Origin of the sequence: Streptomyces sp. NA04227, from assembly GCF_013364195.1 — a bacterium.
Classification (GTDB): domain Bacteria; phylum Actinomycetota; class Actinomycetes; order Streptomycetales; family Streptomycetaceae; genus Streptomyces.
Genome location: NZ_CP054918.1, coordinates 5,232,981 through 5,252,502, shown reverse-complemented (window position 1 = coordinate 5,252,502; position 19,522 = coordinate 5,232,981). Strand labels below are relative to the sequence as shown.

General features: G+C 72.2%; 15 protein-coding genes. 8 read left to right on the top strand and 7 right to left on the bottom strand.

Going from position 1 to position 19,522, the window contains the following annotated elements:
* Positions 1–111 precede the first annotated feature (111 nt).
* Together HUT18_RS22500 and HUT18_RS22495 are read right to left on the bottom strand one after the other, a co-directional pair.
* Positions 112–930 (bottom strand): DUF3017 domain-containing protein, encoded by an 819-nt coding sequence (locus tag HUT18_RS22500; protein ID WP_254878755.1) that lies wholly within the window; start codon positions 928–930, stop codon positions 112–114.
* A gap of 75 nt (positions 931–1,005) precedes the next feature.
* Positions 1,006–1,863 (bottom strand): bifunctional methylenetetrahydrofolate dehydrogenase/methenyltetrahydrofolate cyclohydrolase, encoded by an 858-nt coding sequence (locus HUT18_RS22495; protein WP_176102371.1) that lies wholly within the window; start codon positions 1,861–1,863, stop codon positions 1,006–1,008.
* Positions 1,864–2,257: 394 nt separating this feature from the next.
* Here HUT18_RS22495 and HUT18_RS22490 point away from each other — a divergent pair, with 394 nt between their 5' ends.
* Both HUT18_RS22490 and HUT18_RS22485 read left to right on the top strand, forming a co-directional pair.
* A complete protein-coding gene (locus HUT18_RS22490) occupies positions 2,258–2,893 on the top strand; it encodes an RDD family protein (RefSeq protein WP_176102370.1) in 636 nt (211 codons plus the stop codon).
* Between the two features lie 173 nt (positions 2,894–3,066).
* On the top strand, positions 3,067–3,885 hold the full coding sequence (locus HUT18_RS22485; protein ID WP_176102369.1) for an RDD family protein: 819 nt from the start codon (positions 3,067–3,069) through the stop codon (positions 3,883–3,885).
* 155 nt (positions 3,886–4,040) lie between these two features.
* Here HUT18_RS22485 and purH read toward each other — a convergent pair whose 3' ends face one another.
* Entirely contained in the window at positions 4,041–5,630 is a 1,590-nt protein-coding gene (gene purH / locus HUT18_RS22480) for a bifunctional phosphoribosylaminoimidazolecarboxamide formyltransferase/IMP cyclohydrolase (RefSeq protein WP_176102368.1), read from the bottom strand.
* Positions 5,627–6,256 carry a phosphoribosylglycinamide formyltransferase gene (purN, locus tag HUT18_RS22475; protein ID WP_176102367.1) on the bottom strand — a complete coding sequence of 210 codons (630 nt, stop codon included), beginning with the start codon at positions 6,254–6,256 and terminating at the stop codon, positions 5,627–5,629. Before purN ends, purH begins: the two co-directional genes overlap by 4 nt.
* A gap of 576 nt (positions 6,257–6,832) precedes the next feature.
* Here purN and HUT18_RS22470 point away from each other — a divergent pair.
* Positions 6,833–7,858: a hypothetical protein gene (locus HUT18_RS22470; RefSeq protein WP_254878754.1), complete on the top strand. Its 1,026-nt coding sequence runs from the start codon at positions 6,833–6,835 to the stop codon at positions 7,856–7,858.
* A 144-nt stretch (positions 7,859–8,002) separates the two neighbouring features.
* On the opposite strand, the gene HUT18_RS22465 is transcribed toward HUT18_RS22470, so the two are convergent.
* Positions 8,003–11,074, bottom strand: coding sequence for a DUF6350 family protein (locus HUT18_RS22465; protein WP_254879071.1), 3,072 nt, complete (start codon positions 11,072–11,074; stop codon positions 8,003–8,005).
* 177 nt (positions 11,075–11,251) lie between these two features.
* Between HUT18_RS22465 and HUT18_RS22460 the strand changes: the two genes are divergently transcribed.
* Positions 11,252–12,565 carry a transcriptional regulator gene (locus tag HUT18_RS22460; RefSeq protein WP_176102365.1) on the top strand — a complete coding sequence of 438 codons (1,314 nt, stop codon included), beginning with the start codon at positions 11,252–11,254 and terminating at the stop codon, positions 12,563–12,565.
* Positions 12,566–12,754: 189 nt separating this feature from the next.
* Here HUT18_RS22460 and sucD read toward each other — a convergent pair whose 3' ends face one another.
* Both sucD and sucC read right to left on the bottom strand, forming a co-directional pair.
* Entirely contained in the window at positions 12,755–13,639 is an 885-nt protein-coding gene (gene sucD, locus HUT18_RS22455; RefSeq protein WP_176102364.1) for a succinate--CoA ligase subunit alpha, read from the bottom strand.
* Between the two features lie 20 nt (positions 13,640–13,659).
* Complete coding sequence (gene sucC, locus HUT18_RS22450; RefSeq protein WP_176102363.1) at positions 13,660–14,838, bottom strand: ADP-forming succinate--CoA ligase subunit beta; 1,179 nt, start codon at positions 14,836–14,838, stop codon at positions 13,660–13,662.
* A gap of 553 nt (positions 14,839–15,391) precedes the next feature.
* On the opposite strand from sucC, the gene HUT18_RS22445 reads away from it, so the two are divergent.
* From HUT18_RS22445 to HUT18_RS22430, 4 genes are all read left to right on the top strand, one after another.
* Positions 15,392–17,248, top strand: a complete 1,857-nt coding sequence (locus HUT18_RS22445; RefSeq protein WP_176102362.1) for a phage tail sheath C-terminal domain-containing protein — start codon at positions 15,392–15,394, stop codon at positions 17,246–17,248.
* Positions 17,249–17,263: 15 nt separating this feature from the next.
* Complete coding sequence (locus HUT18_RS22440; RefSeq protein WP_176102361.1) at positions 17,264–17,788, top strand: phage tail protein; 525 nt, start codon at positions 17,264–17,266, stop codon at positions 17,786–17,788.
* A gap of 87 nt (positions 17,789–17,875) precedes the next feature.
* Complete coding sequence (locus HUT18_RS22435) at positions 17,876–18,610, top strand: hypothetical protein (RefSeq protein WP_176104730.1); 735 nt, start codon at positions 17,876–17,878, stop codon at positions 18,608–18,610.
* Positions 18,603–19,394, top strand: a complete 792-nt coding sequence (locus HUT18_RS22430; RefSeq protein ID WP_176102360.1) for a hypothetical protein — start codon at positions 18,603–18,605, stop codon at positions 19,392–19,394. Before HUT18_RS22435 ends, HUT18_RS22430 begins: the two co-directional genes overlap by 8 nt.
* Positions 19,395–19,522 lie beyond the last annotated feature (128 nt).

Here is a 19,522-nt window from a genome sequence, read left to right as displayed (position 1 = left end):
CGTGGGCCGTCCGAGGGGGCGACAACCACCGACAACGACAACTAACCCCTACGTAGAGGCCAGGTCAGAGTGCGTCGGTAGGTTGTCGCGGCAAGTGGCCCGTCCAGCGAATCATTTGATGGTGAAGTGCAAGGTGTCGCCGAGGAACGGGATCTCCAGCCAGGGATCGGGCTGCGCCATCATCGCGAGCAGGACGATCACGGTGCCCAGTACGCCGTACGTGACCATGTCCGTGAAGCGGGATCGCACCGCGAGCATGCCGACCGAGGGCAGCGCCCAGCGCAGTACCGCACCGCCCACCAGGGCGAGCCCGACCAGGATCGTGCCCACCCGGAAGGCGTCGAAGGCCGTGATGAGGAGCCCGAGACCGGCCGTGCAGAGCACCGCGAGCATCGGCCACTGACGAGCGGGCGCGGGCGCGTCCCCGGAGGCCGCCCGGCCACCGCCCTCCGGCCGGGCCACTCCCCGGGTGAAACGCGGGAACCGCCGCGAGGGAGCGGCCACGGTCGCACCCGAAGGATGCTCCCGGTCGACGACCACGGTGGCACCGGCCGGTGCCTTCGCGGAGTCATCGGCCGTGGCGTCCGTGCTCTCGGCCGGAGTGTCCGTGTCCTTGGCCGGGGCGTCCGCGCCCTTGGCCGGGCTGTCCGCGTCCTTGGCCACAGTGCCCGCGCCCTCGGCCCGGGTATCCGTGCTCGGCTCGCCGCCCTCGGCCAGGGTTTCGGTCCCGGTCTCCCGGTTGTCCGTCACCGGCCCACCGCTCACTTCGGTCTCCTCCCGCCCGGGGGCGGCGTCCGTCCCGGGCCCCTCACCGCGTCGTCCGGCGGCGGTGCCGGGCGGCTCGTCCGCCGCCGGGCCCGGCGCCTCGGGGGTCCCGCCGTCCTGCCGTTCGCGGGGTGCGTGGTCGTGCGCACCCTCGTGCGTGCTCATGGGTACTCGATCCTCGGGCTCTGCGGTGCGTACGGTCGCGGCGGGCAAGCGGCCCCCGGGCGCCCTGTGTACCGCTCAGCCCTCGGCCGCGCGCTCGGCGGCCTCGACGACATTGACCAGGAGCTGGGCGCGCGTCATCGGGCCGACGCCGCCCGGGTTGGGCGAGAGCCAGCCCGCCACCTCGGCCACGCCGGGGTGGACGTCGCCGACGATCTTGCCGCTCTCGTCCCGGGAGACACCGACGTCGAGCACGGCCGCGCCCGGCTTGATGTGCTCCGGCTTGATCAGGTGCGGCACTCCGGCCGCGGCCACCACGATGTCGGCGCGCTTGAGGTGCGCGGCCAGGTCACGGGTGCCGGTGTGGCACTGGGTCACGGTGGCGTTCTCGGACCGCCGGGTCAGCAGCAGGGGCATCGGGCGCCCGATGGTGACACCGCGGCCGACGACCACGACCTCCGCACCGTTGATCTCCACACCGTGCTCGCGCAGCAGCCGGATGATGCCGTACGGGGTGCAGGGCAGCGGCGCGGGCTCGTTGAGGACGAGGCGGCCGAGGTTGGTGGGGTGCAGGCCGTCGGCGTCCTTGGCCGGGTCCATGAGTTCCAGGATCCGGTTCTCGTCGAGGCCGCGGGGCAGCGGCAGCTGGACGATGTAGCCGGTGCAGTCCGGGTCCTCGTTCAGTTCCCGGACGACGGCCTCCACATCCTCCTGGCTGGCGGTCGCGGGCAGCTCGCGCTGGATCGAGGCGATGCCTACCTGGGCGCAGTCGCGGTGCTTGCCCGCCACGTACTTCTGGCTGCCGGGGTCGTCGCCGACCAGGACGGTGCCGAGTCCGGGCGTGATGCCCTTCTCCTTCAGCGCCGCCACGCGTGCGCTCAGGTCCGCCTTGATCGCGGCTGCGGTGGCCTTGCCGTCGAGAATCTGGGAGCTCATGGAGACATCCTCCAGGATGACGGGCCCGAGGTTCCAATCCGGGGTGCGGGACACGGCTCACATACAGCTCCAGGTGGACCGCAAGCTTCCGGTCATCACCGGGTCGGTAACAGACGGCCGCGAACGGCGGCCGAGAGGTTGCTGTGCAACTCCCGAGAACGCCCAGGCCACCGGCTTTTGTGGGCAGTTGGGGCGAAGCGGGTCGCCAGGGGCGTGACAGGTGAGTTGCACTTGCACAACGTCGGTAGGCAGCGACTGGACAAATGCGCCAAGCCTTTAGAACGATGAGCGGCACAGTGCCGCGGGCAGTGCCGGGGGGACGCACCGCACCTGAATTGCAGCTCCTCCCCAGCGATCCGCGCGTCCCCGCGCTTCCTACGGAGGATTTTTCGCCATGAGCTTCGGCGACCCGAACAACCCCTATGGCGCCCCTCAGGGCGGCCAGCCCGGTTACCCGCAGCAAGGCGGACAGCCGGGTTACCCGCAGCAGGGCGGCCAGCCCGGCTACGGCTACCCGCAGCAGCAGGGCTACCCCCAGCAGCAGCCGGGCGTCCCGCAGCAGGCCGGTTACGGCTACCCGCAGCAGCAGCCGTACGACGCGTACCAGCAGCAGGCCGGTTACGGCTACGGCGCGCAGCCGGAGCTCGCGGGCTGGCTGCTGCGCGTGGGCGCTTCGCTGATCGACGGTCTCGTCGTCGGCGTGGCCTACGGAGTGGCCGGGATCGGTATCGCGGCCAAGATCCCCGCGCTCACCATCCTGGGCATCGTCGTCATGATCGGCGTCATCGTCTGGATCCTGGTCCAGGAGGGTCGCACCGGCCAGACCATCGGCAAGAAGGCCGTCGGCATCCGTTTGCTGCGCGAGAGCGACGGCCAGCCGGTCGGCGTCGGCATGGCCTTCGTCCGCCGCATCGCCCACTTCCTGGACAGCCTCGCCTGCTACCTGGGCTGGCTGTGGCCGCTGTGGGACGACAAGAAGCAGACCTTCGCCGACAAGGTGTGCTCCACCCTGGTCATCCGCTCGCAGTAATCCGCGGAGAACCGCACGTTCACAGCGGCGGGCCGCCACCCCAACCGGGTTGCGGCCCGCCGCTGTTGCGCTCGGCCCCCGCACGGCGCGCACTACCACGGCCCCACCACACCACTCATCCCACAGCGCTCCGCTCCCACCGCGGAGCGCTCGTCACGGAGGACCCTTCCGCCATGAGTTTCGGCGCGCCCGGCAACCCGCAGCAGGGACAACCGGATTACGGGCAGCAGGGACAGCAAGGACAGCCGGGGTACGGCCAGTCCGGATACGGGCAGCCCGGATACGGCCAACTGTCCCAGGGGCAGCCCGGATACGGCCAGCCGTCGCAGGGGCAGCCCGGCTACGGCCGGCCAGTGCAGGGACAGCCCCCGCAGGGCGCGCCGCAGGGGCCACCGCAGGCAGCACCCGGCGCGTACCCGCCCCCGCAGGCCTACCCGCAGGCCCAGCCCCAGGCGTATCCGCAGCCGCATCCAGGGGCCTCTCCGCACCCGGCCACCCCGTACGCCCCGTACCCCCATCCGCACGGCGGCTATGGCTACGGATACGGCCCCGGCGGGCCCCAACTCCCGGTCGCGAGCATGGGACAGCGGCTCGGTGCCCGCCTCATCGACGGCGCGCTGATGACCGCCGTCTGCCTCGTGATGCTCGGGGCCGGTTTCTTCGACGGTTCGAGCGGCGACGAGGCCGAGGCGCTCGGGCGGGTCATGGGTTCGTACGGACTGATCGCGTTCCTCTACGAGTGGCTGATGGTCAGCAACGCCGGAGGCACCCTCGGCAAGCAGGCACTGGGCCTGCTCGTGGTGAACGCGCAGACCGGTCTGAGGCCGAGCGCGAGCAGTGCCTTTGTGCGCGTGCTCGTGCCCGGTATCGGCTCGTTCTGCTGCGGCCTCGGAGCGCTGCTCACGTACATCTCCCCGGCATTCGACAGTTCGGGCCGCAAGCAGGGCTGGCACGACAAGGCGGCGACCACACTGGTGCTGCGCAAATCCTGACCGAAGCCCGGGCTCCGGTACGGATGCAAACCGGTACGGAGACAGAGCCGAGAGGGCGCCACCCCGCCTCACGGGATGGCGCCCTCTCGGCTTGTCTGTGCACCTGGCAGACCGGCGGCACGCTCGGCGGCTCAGCCGTCGGCGCGCCCCACGACTCAGTGGAAGAAGTGCCGCGTACCGGTGAAGTACATCGTCACGCCCGCCTTGCTCGCGGCCTCGATCACCAGCTCGTCGCGGACCGAACCGCCGGGCTGGACCACGGCCTTGACGCCCGCGGCGGTGAGGATCTCCAGGCCGTCGGGGAACGGGAAGAAGGCGTCCGAGGCGGCGTAGGCACCGCGGGCGCGCTCCTCACCGGCGCGTTCGACGGCGAGCTTGGCGGAGTCGACACGGTTGACCTGGCCCATGCCGACGCCGACCGAGGCGCCGTCCTTGGCGAGCAGGATCGCGTTGGACTTCACCGCGCGGCAGGCCTTCCAGGCGAAGGCGAGTTCGGTGAGCTCCTCGGCGGACAGGGCCTCGCCGGTGGCCAGGGTCCAGGACGCCGGGTCGTCGCCCTCGGCCTGGAGCCGGTCGGCGACCTGGAGCAGGGCGCCGCCGTCGACGGGCTTCACCTCGACCGTGTTGGACGGGCCCTCGGGGGCGCGCAGGACACGGATGTTCTTCTTCTTGGCGAGGGCCTCCAGCGCGCCGTCCTCGTAGTCGGGGGCGACGATGACCTCGGTGAAGATCTCCGCGACCTGCTCGGCCATCTCCCGGCTGACCGGGCGGTTCACGGCGATGACGCCGCCGAACGCGGACAGCGGGTCACAGGCGTGCGCCTTGCGGTGCGCCTCGGCGACATCGGCGCCGACCGCGATCCCGCAGGGGTTGGCGTGCTTGATGATCGCGACGCAGGGCTCGTCGTGGTCGTACGCGGCCCGGCGCGCGGCGTCGGTGTCCGTGTAGTTGTTGTACGACATCTCCTTGCCGTGCAACTGCTCGGCCTGGGCGAGTCCCGTGCCGGTGCCGTCCACGTAGAGGGCGGCGCCCTGGTGCGGGTTCTCGCCGTAGCGCAGGACATTGGCGCGCTCGAAGGTGGAGCCGAGGAACTCGGGGAAGCCGCTGTCGTCGGCGGCGGCGTAGTCGTCGGCGAACCAGGAGGCGACGGCGACGTCGTAGGAGGCGGTGTGCCGGAAGGCGGCCGCGGCCAGGCGCTTGCGGGCGGTGAGGTCGAAGCCGCCGTCACGGACCGCGGCGAGCACGTCGCCGTACTGGCCGGGGCTGGTCACGACCGCGACCGAGGGGTGGTTCTTGGCGGCGGCGCGGACCATCGAGGGGCCGCCGATGTCGATCTGCTCCACGCACTCGTCGGGGGTGGCGCCGGAGGCCACCGTCTCCCGGAACGGGTACAGGTTGACGATCACCAACTGGAAGGGCGCCACGCCCAGTTCGTCGAGCTGCGCGCGGTGCGAGTCCAGGCGCAGGTCGGCGAGGATGCCCGCGTGCACGCGCGGGTGCAGGGTCTTGACGCGGCCGTCGAGGCACTCGGGGAAGCCGGTCAGCTCCTCGACCTTGGTGACCGGGACACCGGCGGCGGCGATGCGCCCGGCGGTGGATCCGGTGGAGACCAGTTCGACGCCCGCCTCGTGCAGCCCGCGCGCGAGCTCTTCGAGACCGGTCTTGTCGTAGACGCTGACCAGCGCGCGGCGGATGGGCCGCTGGGTGTCCTCGGTGGCTTCGGCGGTCACGCCAGTCGAACTCATGGGTGCAGTCTTACCTTTCGTCCCTCAATGCGATAGCCGTTGCGGGCCAGGCGCCCCACGACCTCGACGAGCAGTGCGCGCTCGACGCTCTTGATGCGCTCGTGGAGGGCCGCCGCACCCTCCTCGGTGTCCTCCTCCACCACCTCGACCACGCCCTGGGCGATGATCGGGCCGGTGTCGACACCGTCGTCGACGAAGTGGACGGTGCAGCCGGTGACCTTGGCGCCGTAGGCGAGCGCGTCACGCACTCCGTGGGCGCCGGGAAAGCTCGGCAGCAGGGCGGGGTGGGTGTTGACGAAGCGTCCCCCGAAGCGCGCGAGGAACTCCTTCCCCACGATCTTCATGAACCCGGCGGACACCACGAGGTCCGGCCGGTGCGCGGCGGTGGCCTCGGCGAGCGCCGTGTCCCAGGCCTCGCGGCTCTCGAAGTCCTTGACGCGGCACACGAAGGTGGGCAGACCGGCGGCACGGGCGCGGTCGAGACCGGCGATGCCCTCGCGGTCGGCGCCCACCGCGACGATCTCGGCGCCGTAGGCCGCGGCCCCGTCCGCCTCGATCGCGTCGAGGAGTGCCTGCAGGTTCGTACCTGATCCGGAGACCAGCACGACGAGGCGCTTGACGGCCACAGCGGGGCCCTTTCTCACGGGAACTGCTCTTGTGCGGTCGGCCGGTGCCCGCTCGGTCGGGCCGCCCGCTCACGGCGGTCCGGCCCGGACGGTCCGTCCCGCCCGATCGTTCCCACGTACGCGAGCTTCGACGTACGTGAGCCTTCGACCGCGGCGGGGATCCGCCCGGACGACGGTGTACGGACAGACGGACGGACGGTCTACGCAGGAACCCGAGGTCTTTGTGCGGTCGCACAAAGGCTTCGCGCCCCTTCATACGGGGAACCCTACGAAGCGACCGGCCGCCAGCAACGATACCGGCAGTCCGGGCGGCCCCCACGGGACGGGGGCCCGCGAGCCAGGTAGCGTCTGCCGGGTATTCGTCACGGGAACGCCGTGGGCTCTCGGCTCGTTCTCCCTCGGACGGGCGTGTTCGCGCCGTGCGGCGGCCCGTCCGGGCCGGTCACAGCGGCCCGGACGGTCGTCGGCCGACGGGGCGCGCGCCCGGTCGCCCTCGGCCGACCGCAGCCCGACCGACCGCCCAGACCGCCACTCGACCGAATCGACCCACTCGACCCCAGGGAAGACGCACACCTGATGCCGGACCGCAGCCCGAGCCGCCCCACGCTTGCCTCGCTCACCCCCGTCCCCGTCACCGCGGGGACGCAGGGCCCGGCTGCCCTGCCGCGCATCACGGCGGCGGCGGAGCGCGGCCCGGCCGTCCTGCTCCGCGAGCACCGCCCCTCACCGCAGCGCGAGCAGCAGGGCGGCGGCAGCGCCCCCGACGGCTCGCCGGGCGCGGGCGGCTCCGGGGCACCGGAGGGTTCCCCGGCCGGGCACGAGGGCTCGGGAGGCGGCCACGGATCCGGGAGCGGCAACGGGTCCGAGGGACGCGATGATTCCCAGGGTCGTGGCGGTTCCGAGGGTCGTGGCGGTGCGCCGGTCGAGGACAATCCGTTCGCTCCGCCGCCGGAGGGCACGCCGGACCGGCCGTGGCAGCCGCGTCAGCCGGTGGACCGGGACGGGCAGGACGGCGGCCAGGGCCAGGGCGGCCGCAACCCGTGGGGGCAGTGGAGCGACCGGCAGCCCGGGCGTTCGCAGGGCGGATTCGGCGACCGGCCGGGGCGCCAGGGCGGACCCGAGGGCCAGGGCACGCAGAACCGCTGGGACCCCACCGACCCGGCACAGCGCCGCGCCCGCTACGCGCTGCTCTCCGGTATGTGGGGCTTCTTCTTCGCCCTCTTCGACTGGCCGTTCCGGTCCTGGTTCTTCGGCGGTACGGCCCTGCTGCTCGGCTCGCTCGCCCTGTACTGGGGCATCAGCTCCCTGCGCGCCCGCCCGCGTACGCCGGACCCGTCCGCGCCGACGCCCCCGCCCGGCAACGCTCCCGGCACCCCGCCCGGCTCCGCGCCCGGAGGCCGCAAGCAGCAGCGGACGGCCGCGATCACGGGCCTGGTCACCGCCTCACTGGCGATGACCCTGCTCGCCTCCGCCTTCGCCGCCCGCCTCGCCTACGACGAGTTCTACACCTGCACCTCGGACGCCCTGACCCTCACCGCCGAACAGAACTGCGACAGGCACCTGCCGAAGGACCTGCGGCCGGTGTTGGGGAACGAGGACTGAGCGCTGCGGGTTGAGGACCGCGGTTGAGGACTGCGGTTGATAGCTGCTGGGCGAGGCCGAGGCGGGGCGTAGTCGCCTGAACCACGGAAGTCCGTCACCGCCCAGCCCGAAGTCGGTCAGCACCCGTCCCCGTCCCGAAGTCCGTCACCGCCCGTCCTGAGCGGCTCCCGGCTTGGAGGCGGATCCGCCGGGTTGCTGAGGGTTGGATGCCGTCGGCACCGAGGGCGGTGCCTTGTCGGTCGTGGACGCCGACTTGGCGGACGAGTTCGCGTGGGGCGACGAGTGCTCGCCGGGCGCCGAGGTCCCGCCCGTCGCCGGGGTGGAGTCGGTCGCCAGGGTGGAGTCGCTCGCCGACGTCGAGTCGGTCGCCGGAGCCGAACCGGCCGTCTGCGGAGACGTGGGCGACGGTGCGGTGCCCGGCACGTACGCGGTGGCGGGGAACTCGGCGACCCGTGACTGATCGCCCTTGCGCGCCGACTTCCGCAGGGCCCGTCGCGCCGCCGTCGTGTCCGCCTTGCGCGCCCGTTCCTCGCCCTTGGCCACCTGCTTGGCCCGCCGGGCCTCCTGCCGCGCGGCCTTCCGGCCCGGCTTCTCCTCGCGGGGCGAGTCCGCGTCCGGGGTCTTGGGGCTCGCGCTCTTGATGGCCGCGTTCTTGGTGCCCTGGTCCTTGGCGCCCTCGTTCTTGGTGCCCGGGTCCTTTGTGCCCTCGGCCTTGGTGCCCGCGTCCTTGGCAGCTGTGCCCTTGGTGCCCGCGTCCTTGGTTCCCGCCTCGTCGGCGTCCGCGTCCTTGCCGTCAACGCGCGCCGCGTGCCCGCTTCCCGCCGGGCCGACGGCGCTGCCGGAACCGCGAGCGACGCCGCCGCTCTTCGCGTCCTCGGGGATCGACTTGCCCTTCGCACTCTCGGCAGCCGCCTCCGCGCCCCGCCCGTTCCGTCGCCCCTTCCGGTGGCGCCCACCCTCTCCGTTCCGTCCGCCCTCGCCGTTCCCTCCGCCCTCGTCGCTCCTCGTGCCCTCCCCGTCTGCTGCCTCGCCTTTCCCGCTCCCCGCACTCCGCCCGTCCGCCACGCCCTGCCCCGTCCGCTTCCCCTTGCCGCCGTCCGTAGCTGCTGCCGCCGCCGTCCCGGCGAGGACGGGGGCACCTCCGCCCGCGACCGTCACGCGGCTCTCCACCTGGCTCTCCGAGCCGCCCTTCACCCCGCCCTTCGGCAACCCCGCCCCCGGCGTCTGCCCCTCCGCCCCCGCGCCCCGCTTCCCCCGACGCCGGTTCTTCCGCTCAGCACGTCCCTTCTCCGCAGGCGCCTTCTCGCTGCGCTTTCCCTCGGCACTCTTCCCCTCGGCACCCTCCCCCTCCGCGCGCTTCCCCTCCGCGCCCTTCCCCTCCGTGGCCTTCTGCGCCCCCTCCGCACGCTTCGCCTCCTTGGCCCCCTTGGCCTCCTTCGCCGCAACAGCCTCCCCCCGCTTGGCAGTTCGGGCCGCGTCCCGCTCATCGCGGTGGGCAGTACGCGCCGCTTCGGTCTCCTCGCGTGCGGCGGTCTTCGTCGACCGGTCGGCCTCGCGGCGGGCGGCCTTGGCGTCTCTGGCCGCCTGGCGTTCGGCGCGCTTCGCGGCCCGGGCGGCCTCGCGCTCCGCTGTTCTCGCCTCGCGTTCCGAGGTGCGTTCGGCGAGCCTGGCCGCCGTGGCCTCCAGGCGGGCCGCCTCCGCGGCTTCCCGTTCGGCCTGGCGGGCCGCGGCGCGCTGGGTCCGCGCCTCCACGCGCTCCTGCTGTGCGCGCACCCGCTCCGCCGCCCGCTGTTCGGCGCGTTCCACCCGCCGTACGCGCAGGGCTTCCACCCGGTCCCGGCGCCAGGCGCGGAACCAGCGCCTGCGGATCCGCCAGGCGTGCACGAGCACGGCGAACGGCAGGGCTACGGCGGCCGTCCAGGCGAAGGCGGCGAGGCCGGTGCGCCACCAGACGGGGCCGAGCCCGGCCAGTACGTCGACGCCGAGCGGTCCGCCGGACAGGGCGGCGAGGGCCGCCATCAGACCGGCGCAGAAGAGGGCTGCGAGCAGCGCGCCGAGGGCCGTGCGCCCTCTCCCCCACGCCTCCTCCCGCGAGCAGCCGGCCGGCGCGGCCGCGGTGAGCACGAACCAGCCGACGACCAGTCCCGCGACCATCGGCACCGCGGCCGGCGCCCACAGCCAGGGCTCCGGCAGGGGGTGCCGGGGTACGGCGGCGAGCAGCGGGAACGAGGGCAGGACCAGGGGTTCGCCCGTCGACGTCAAGGGGGCGACGGACTGTCCCGTACCGAGGAGGAAGCCGGGGCCGAGGGTGTACGAGGCGCTCCACACCGAGGCGTTGGGGACCAGGGCGAGGGCGAGCAGCAGCACGGCGAAGCGGCCCGACCAGTCGTCGGTCAGTTCCAGGAAGGAGTGCTCGGCGGCCTGGAAGTGGAGTCCGAGCGAGAGGGCGACCAGCAGTCCGCCGCCGCCCACCAGGACGAGGGCTCCCGCGGTTCCGGCGCGCCCCATGACGGCGGGCACGGTGCGACGGCGTACGCCCGGCGCGGGGGCCCAGCCGCCCGCCACCCACGCGAGCGCCCCGCGCATCGGAGCGGGCATGCGCCCCATCCGACGGCGCACGAACCTCGGCAGCGGCACCTGCCAGCGCCCGGACGCGGTCCACGCCCCCGTCACGCTGGCCAGCACGGCGAGCAGCGGCAGCCGTACGTACGCGCTGTTCCAGGACGGTTCGAGGTCACCGCCCGAGGCGTAGCAGAGCACGGCGAAGGCGACGGCCAGATAGCCGAGGGTCACCCCGAACCAGGCGGTGTTCGCGGGCATCCGCGGCACCGGCCCGCCCGCCCCCGCGGCATCGCGGGCGGCGCGGTGCACGGCGAGGCAGGGCAGCAGCGTCAGGAGCAGCGGGGTCAGGCCGACCGGGGCGGCGGCGCCGGTGAGGGTGTCCGTACGGACGAGTTCGACGCCGTTGGCGAGCAGCCAGAGCGAGGAGGCCGTGTGCAGGGCGCCGCCGGGACCGCTGTCCGGGTACGGCGAACTGATCCACAGGGCGAGGACGACGACGGCGAGCGTGCCGATGCCGAGCCCCGCGGCGACCACACCGGAGAACACGGCGGAGCCCAGGCCCGGCGTGCTCTCACGCAGCCGGGACGGCCGGAGCCGAGAGGCCAGGGACGGCTTGGCGAGCAGGGTCGGCAAGGTCGGGCTGCGGTCGGTCATCGGGTTCACGCGGCCATGCTGCCAACGACACGCGCTTTCGCGTCGTAACAGCAGATTGCCGGATGTGTCGCTAGAAATACTCTTATGCAATTTTCGTACAAATTGGAGACGGCTCAGAGGCACCGTCCCCCTGCGTACGGAACCCGCGGCCACAGCCCCCGGCACGGAGAGCGAGTCATGACCCAGACCCCCGAGCACGCCCCTCTCCCCTCCCCCGCCGAACGTCGTCGGCTGCGCCGGTCGAGCGGACTCAGCCGCGCCGCGCTGGCCGCCCGGCTCGGCGTCTCCGGCTCCTGCCTGCGACGTTGGGAGTCCGGGCGGGAAGATCCGGAGGGCGAGCAAGTCGACGCGTACGTAAGGGCGTTGGACGTGACGGACGGCGGCGGAAGCGGACGGGACGGGGAGCCCGGCGAGGACCGGGCCACAGAGACCACGGAGCCGGACACCTCCGCGCCGCCGCACCGGGCCGAGCGAACGCCCGCCGAACGCACCCCGCAGACAGAGTCGGAGACGGCGGACAGTGATACATCGTCAACTCCCGTACCCAGCAAGGACACTCAGCCGGAGGACCCGCCCTCACGCGACACCCCTGCACCCGGCGAGCCCCCCACGAGTGACGGACCCGCCGCACCCACCTCACCCACGGGCCCGGCTGAGGCCAAAGACCCCGCCGACGCCACCCCACCCCCCGAACTCCCGGACCCCACAGCGGACTTCGACACCCTCTACGAGCTGACCGCCACCGGCCTCGTACGCCAGACCTACCTGCTGACCGGGCACCGTCGACTGGCCTGCGAGGCCGTGGCCCAGGCGTTTCAGCACGCGTGGCGGCACTGGCCCGAGGTGGCCGCCGACCCCGACCCGGCGGCCTGGGTGCGGGCGGTGGCGCACGAGTACGCGACCTCGCCGTGGCACCGGTTCCGGCCGAGCCGCAACCGCAGAGGGGCGCCGCTGCCGCACCGGCAGGACAGGGAGCTGCTCGGCGTCCTGACCGAACTGCCGGTCAGCTACCGCAGGACCCTCGTCCTGCACGACTGCCTGGGCCTGGCGCTGCCGCAGACCGCGGCCGAGACGGAGTCCAGTACGGCCGCCACGGCGGGACGACTCGGCCAGGCGCGGCTCTTCGTCGGTGACCGTCTGCCGGAACTGCGGCCCGTGGAGAACCTGCGGGAGCGGCTGGCACAGTTGTCCGAGGCGAGTTCCGCGGAGGGGCCGGGGCCGGAGCGGACACGGCAGCTCAGCGAACGCCGTACCCGGCAGTGGACGCGCGCCGCGATCGGGCTCACCGCGGCGGTCGTGATCGCCACCGTCGTCACCCTGAACACCGCGCCCACCCGCTACGAGCCGCCGGTCCCGGACGGCCGCCCGGTCGGCGGCGCCCCGCCGCAGATGGGCCCGCAGGCGGAGGAGCACCAGGACGCCGAACTGCGCGACCAGCTCACGACCGGCCCGGACAGCGGCCCCGAACGCCTCCTCCCACAGCTCCCCTGAGCCACGCCCCCGCCCTGCCCCTATCCCGTACACGAAAGCGGCGAGCCCGCGCCCCCGAGAGGGGGACGCGGACTCGCCGTTCACAACTACCGGAGCAAAAGCGCCAGCCAACCAGGCAGGCAGGCAGCAGGGCCTCGCACCGAGAAGGATCTCGGCCCTCCGAGAGAGCCTCGTTCCTCCGAAAGGGCCTCAGCCCTCCAGGATCTCCCGCGCCAGCTTGGCCGTCTCGGTCGGAGTCTTGCCGACCTTGACGCCCGCGGCCTCGAGGGCCTCCTTCTTCGCGGCGGCGGTGCCGGAGGAGCCGGAGACGATGGCGCCGGCGTGGCCCATGGTCTTGCCCTCGGGGGCGGTGAAGCCCGCGACGTAACCGACGACCGGCTTGGTGACGTTGGCCTTGATGAAGTCGGCCGCACGCTCCTCGGCGTCGCCGCCGATCTCGCCGATCATGACGATCAGCTCGGTCTCCGGGTCCTCCTGGAAGGCGGCCAGAGCGTCGATGTGCGTGGTGCCGATGACCGGGTCACCGCCGATGCCGACGGCGGAGGAGAAGCCGATGTCACGCAGCTCGTACATCATCTGGTACGTCAGCGTGCCGGACTTCGAGACCAGGCCGATGCGGCCGGGCTTGGTGATGTCGCCCGGGATGATGCCGGCGTTGGACTGACCGGGGGTGATCAGGCCGGGGCAGTTCGGGCCGATGATGCGAGTCTTGTTGCCCTTGGACTTCGCGTAGGCCCAGAAGGCGGCGGAGTCGTGGACGGCGATGCCCTCGGTGATGACCACGGCGAGCGGGATCTCGGCGTCGATGGCCTCGACCACGGCGGCCTTGGAGAAGGCCGGGGGCACGAAGAGGACCGAGACGTTGGCGCCGGTCTTCTCCATCGCCTCGGCGACCGAGCCGAAGACCGGGACCTTGGTGCCGTCGAAGTCGACCTCGGTACCGGCCTTCTTCGGGTTCACACCGCCGACGATGTTGGTGCCGTCGCCGAGCATGAGCTTGGTGTGCTTCATGCCGGTGGAGCCGGTCATGCCCTGGACGATGACCTTGCTGTCCTTGTTGAGGAAGATAGCCATGGTGGTTGGTCCTTCGTCCCTTACTTCGCAGCCGCGAGCTCGGCGGCCTTGTCGGCCGCGCCGTCCATGGTGTCCACGCGCTGCACCAGCGGGTGGTTCGCGTCCGAGAGGATCTTGCGACCCAGCTCCGCGTTGTTGCCGTCGAGGCGCACGACCAGCGGCTTGGTGACCTCTTCGCCCTTGTCCTTGAGCAGGGCGAGGGCCTGGACGATGCCGTTGGCGACCTCGTCGCAGGCGGTGATGCCACCGAAGACGTTGACGAAGACGGACTTGACGTCCGGGTCGCCGAGGATGATCTCCAGGCCGTTGGCCATGACCTGGGCGGAGGCGCCGCCACCGATGTCCAGGAAGTTGGCGGGCTTCACGCCACCGTGGTTCTCACCGGCGTACGCGACGACGTCCAGGGTCGACATGACCAGACCGGCGCCGTTGCCGATGATGCCGACCTCGCCGTCCAGCTTCACGTAGTTGAGGTTCTTCGCCTTGGCGGCGGCCTCGAGCGGGTTGGCGGCGTCCTTGTCCTCGAGCGCCTCGTGCTCCGGCTGGCGGAAGTCGGCGTTGGCGTCCAGGGAGACCTTGCCGTCCAGGGCCAGGATGTCGCCGGAGGCGACCTTGGCCAGCGGGTTGACCTCGACCAGGAGCGCGTCCTCGGCGACGAAGGTCTTCCACAGCGTCACCAGGACGTCGGCGACCTTGTCGGCGACCTCGGCCGGGAACTTCGCCGCGGCGACGATCTGCTGGGCCTTCTCCTTGCTGACACCCTCGTTGGAGTCGACCGGGATCTTGGCCAGCTTCTCGGGGGTGGTGGCCGCGACCTCCTCGATGTCCATGCCGCCCGCGACGGAGGCCATGGCGAGGAAGGTGCGGTTGGTGCGGTCGAGCAGGTAGGAGACGTAGTACTCCTCGACGATCTCCGGAGCGGTCTCCGCGATCATCACCTTGTGGACCGTGTGGCCCTTGATGTCCATACCGAGGATGTCCGTCGCACGCGCGACGGCCTCGTCCGGGGTGGCGGCGAGCTTCACGCCACCGGCCTTGCCGCGGCCACCTACCTTGACCTGCGCCTTGACGACCGACTTGCCGCCCAGTCGCTCGGTCGCTCCGCGCGCCGCCTCAGGCGTGTCGATGACTTCACCGGCCAGCACCGGTACACCGTGCTTGGCGAAGAGGTCCCTCGCCTGGTACTCGAACAGGTCCACGCGCGTCCGTCCCTATCGTGATCTCGCCGCTGTGCCGTTCAGCAATTCAGCGTGTCGGCGTCTTCTCGTCTTGAGCCTCTGCTGCTGTCTGCGTGGGCGTGCCGCGGCGGGCAACGTGACCTCAGCTGTTCGCATGTCACAAGGGAGGCGCACGCGGAGTCCGGTGCGCGGCATGTCCGTCCGGCAGGTTATCGCCGCAAAGGCGGGCTCCCTAAATCACAGGTCACACCCGAGCGGTGATACCTGTCACAGAATCCGCTAGTGGGCATGTCGTACACACGCTGCCACAACACCTTCACAACAGGTGGCCGGTAAGCCGCCTTGCCCCTCAACTGCCCTGCAAACAGACTGAGTTCGCAGCCACGCATCAGGAGTCACAAGCGCGAACGCTTGGCCTCGGCGAGCTCTGTGCCGGGGCGCTGACGGGGGAACCGACTGATTGCGCTGCATGGGGGGCGGTCGTGTCACGCCGTTCCCTCTGTAGGCGCCTTCGCCCACCCCCTTTGACGCCTCTTGGTGCCTCTGACCGGTACCTATCGGGATAGGAGGGGGAATGCCGACGAATCCGTCGTACCCCGGCGTCTACGTCGAAGAACTTCCCAGCACCGTTCGCACCATCCAGGCCGTCACCACCTCGGTGACCGCGTTCGTGGGGCACACCCGGCGCGGTCCGCTGAACCAGCCCGTCCGGGTCACCAGCTTCACGGACTTCGAGCGGCGCTTCGGCGGACTCGCCTCGCGCAGTGCGGTCAGCTACGCGGTGCATCAGTTCTTCGCCAACGGCGGCACCGTCGCCGTCATCGTGCGGGTGGCCAAGGCGGGCAGCGGCAAGGCGGCGCAGGTGGTCCTGGAGTCCACCCAGGGCCGCAGCGAGTGCCCGGTCCTGGAGGTGCACGCCAAGGAGCCCGGTGTCTGGGGGAACGGCCTGCGGGTCGCCGTCAGCTATGACACGCCCAACTGCGACGAGACCTTCGATCTACGAGTCTCCGCCGCTGCCGCGGCGGGCACCGCGCGCGAGGCGTTCACGAACGTGTCGATGGACCCGTCCGACGGGCGTTTCGTGGAGACCGTGGTCAACGCGGGTTCCGGCCTGGTGCGGGTGAAGGCGCTCGACAGCGAGGACCGGCCCGACCCCTCGGGCACCGTGTCCAAGCCCTTCGGCGACGAACTGCCGGACCTGGAGGTCGAGCTCACCGTCAAGATCGGCGAGGTCGAGCGTGAGTTCACGCTCTACGAGCCGGACGCCGACGGCGAGGCCCCGTCGAACGTGACCGAGCTGGCACATCTGCTCGAACGCAAACTGCGGGCCCAGCCCGACGCCCCGGGCAAGCACGCCTTCGCGGGCGTACAGGTGACCGCCTTCGGCAACCGTCTGCAGACGGTCGCGGGCTCCACCGACCCCGAGGACACGGTCCGTTTCCTCGGCGAGTGCGCCAACGACCTGGGTCTCGAGGCCTCGGTCAATCCGCCGGTGTTCCCGCTGTGCGGCGGCGAGGACGGCGAACTGCCCGGTCCTCGCGACCTCATCGGCAGCGAGGCACGCAAGACCGGCATCCAGGCCCTGCGCGGGGTGGACGACGTCAACCTGCTGGTACTGCCGGAGCTCGCCGCGTACGAGTCGAGCGAGGACATCGTCACCGTCCTCTCGGCGGCGCAGCGACTGTGCGAGCAGCGGCGGATCTTCCTGATCGCCGACGCTCCGGCCACCTGGGTCAGCGTGGACACGGCCCGCTCCGGCCTCGCCGCGTTCGAGCCGGTGCGCGGCAACCACGCGGGCCTGTACTTCCCGCACCTCCAGCTCACCGACCCGCTGACCGGGCGGCTGCGCGCGTTCCCGCCGTCCGGCGCGATCGCGGGCGTGTTCGCGCGCACGGACAGCGAGCGCGGTGTGTGGAAGGCGCCGGCCGGGACCGAGGCGCGGCTCGCGGGTGTGCACTCGCTGACCGTGCCGCTCACCGACCGGGAGAACGGCCTGCTCAACCCGCTCGGCGTGAACTGCCTGCGGACCTTCCCGATGGTCGGCCCGCTGGTCTGGGGCGCCCGGACGCTGGAGGGCGCGGACGCGCGGGAGAGCGAGTGGAAGTACGTGCCGGTGCGGCGGCTCGCGCTGCATGTGGAGGAGAGCCTGTACCGCGGGCTGCAGTGGGTCGTGTTCGAGCCGAACAACGAACAGCTGTGGCAGCAGATCCGGCTGAACGCCTCCTCGTATCTGCACAACCTGTTCCGGCAGGGCGCGTTCGCGGGCGGCACGCCGCGCGAGGCGTACTTCGTGAAGTGCGACCACGACACCACCACCGACGAGGACATCGAGAACGGCGTCGTCAATGTCCTGGTCGGCATCGCCCCCGTCCGGCCCGCCGAGTTCGTGATCGTGAAGATCCAGCAGCTCGCCGGGCAGTTCGAGCTCTAGACGCAAGGGATACCGATGGCTGAATTCATCGTCAACGCCCATCGTTTTGATCCGTACAAGAACTTCAAGTTCCTGGTTCTGTGGGACGGGCGCACGGTGGCGGGCATCAGCAAGATCTCCCCGCTGAAGCGGACCACCGAGGTCGTCAAGCACCGGCACGGCGGCGACCCGAGTTCGCCGCGCAAATCGCCGGGGCGCTCGGAGTTCGAGGGGATAACCCTGGAGCGCGGGGTCACCCACGACCCCGAGTTCGACCGCTGGGCCAACAAGGTCTGGCAGGTCGGCGCGGGGCTCGGCTCCGAGGTGTCGCTCGCGGACTTCCGCAAGGACATCGTGATCCAGGTGCTCAACGAGGCCGGGCAGGTCGCCGTCTCGCACAAGCTGTACCGGGTGTGGCCGAGCGAGTACCAGGTGCTCGGCGAACTGGACGCCAACGCCAACGCGGTGGCCATCCAGTCGCTCAAGCTGGAGTGCGAGGGCTGGGAGCGCGACTACGAAGTGCCCGAGCCCGAGGAGCCCTCCTTCCTCAACCCGGCCTGACCGCGAAGCAGTTGAGCGGATTCAGGCACATTCTCGACGAGGAGGGGGAACCGAGGGGATGACCCGAGGAGCAGGGAGGCCGTGGCGATGACGCCTACGGGTCCCGCCGAGCTGCTGGCCGCCTGGGAGGCGGGCGTGGCCGTGCTGCCGCACGCCCGCGCCCGCCTGCTCCACCGGGTGGCCCGTCCCCACGCCGACGACCAGACGCTCGCCGCACTGCCGGTGGGCGCCCGCGAGGCGGATCTGCTCGCGCTGCGCCGAGCCCTGTTCGGCGAGCGTATGCAGGTACGCCTGGAGTGCGCGTCCTGCGCCGAGGCGATGGAATTCGACCTCGACGCCGGGGCGTTCGCGAGGCCGGGCGAGGGCGCGGACGCCGATGAGCCGCTGCGGGTGACGGTGGACGGCTGGGAGGTCGCCTTCCGGCCACCCACCGTCGCCGATCTCACGGCGGCGGCCCAGGCGGGGCCCGACGCCCGCCGGGTGCTCCTCGAACGCTGTGTGCGCTCCGCCCTGCGGGAGGGCCGCCCGGCCCGGCCGGACGCGCTGCCGCCGACCGTGCAGCGCGCCATCGCCGAGGCCGCCGAACAGGCCGATCCCGGCGCGGACATCACGCTCGCGGTCAACTGCCCCGAGTGCGGCGCCGCCACCCGCGCCGAACTCGACATCGCCTCCTATCTGTGGACCGAACTGGATGCCTGGGCACGCGACGTGCTCCTGGACGTCCATCTGCTCGCCCGGGCCTACGGCTGGTCCGAGCCCGAGATCCTGGCGCTGAGCCCCCTGCGCCGCCGCTACTACCTGGAGCTGTGTGCTGATGCCTGAGCCGAGCGAGGGCGCCCCGGTGTCCGCGGGACAGGGCGGCACGGCACCCGACTTCTTCGACCGTCTGCTCGCCCGGCACGCCCCCGCGGCGACGCCCGCGCCACGGGACGTGGCGCGCGTACGGCCGCGTCTGGCGGGCCCCTTCGAGCGCGTGGAGGCGGTACGCGGCGACGGCTTCGAGGAGCCCTCGCCGAGCGAGCCGGGGGCCGGTTCGCCGTGGCCGACCACCCCCCAAGTACCGGACCCCAGCGGCCGGTTGGGTCCTTCAGCGGCCCAGCTCCACACCGAACACGAACGCACGGTCGTACGGACGGAACAGAGCGGCGAGCCCGGCCCGGGTCTCGTACGCGAGGTCGTACGGGAGTCCTCCGGCGAACCCCTGCTGCGGCCGTCCGCGTCGGTGCGGCCGGGTGTGGTGCCGGGGTCCACGGCGGCGGGGCGGCGGGGCCCGGACGCACGGGACGGAGAGCCGACGGCCCCAACTCCCGCTTCCAGCACGGGTGTCGGGGAACGCATCACCGCTCCCGCGCTCACCCCGCCCGCGGTGCGGCCAAGTACCGGCGACGCGGCCACGGTGGCACGCGGGGCAGCGCGCGCGGCGTCCGGGCGCCGGGCGCCACGGGGCGGGGAGCGCACGGTGCACGTACAGATCGGGCGGCTGGAGGTGAGCGCCGCGGGTGCCGCGGACCGGCGGCGCGAGGAAGCACGCGAGGGGGCGGGGCGCCGCCCGGCCTCGCTCGCCCTGGACGAGTTCCTGCGGCGGGACACGGAGGGACGCGGGTGAACACGCCTAGGACGAACGGCAGTTGGGGTACGCGGACGGCGGCCCGCATCAGCACCACCGCGGTGACAACGGCGACCGCGGCAAGCAGCACCGCGCCTGCCGGTGCGACCGCACGGACGACGACGGGG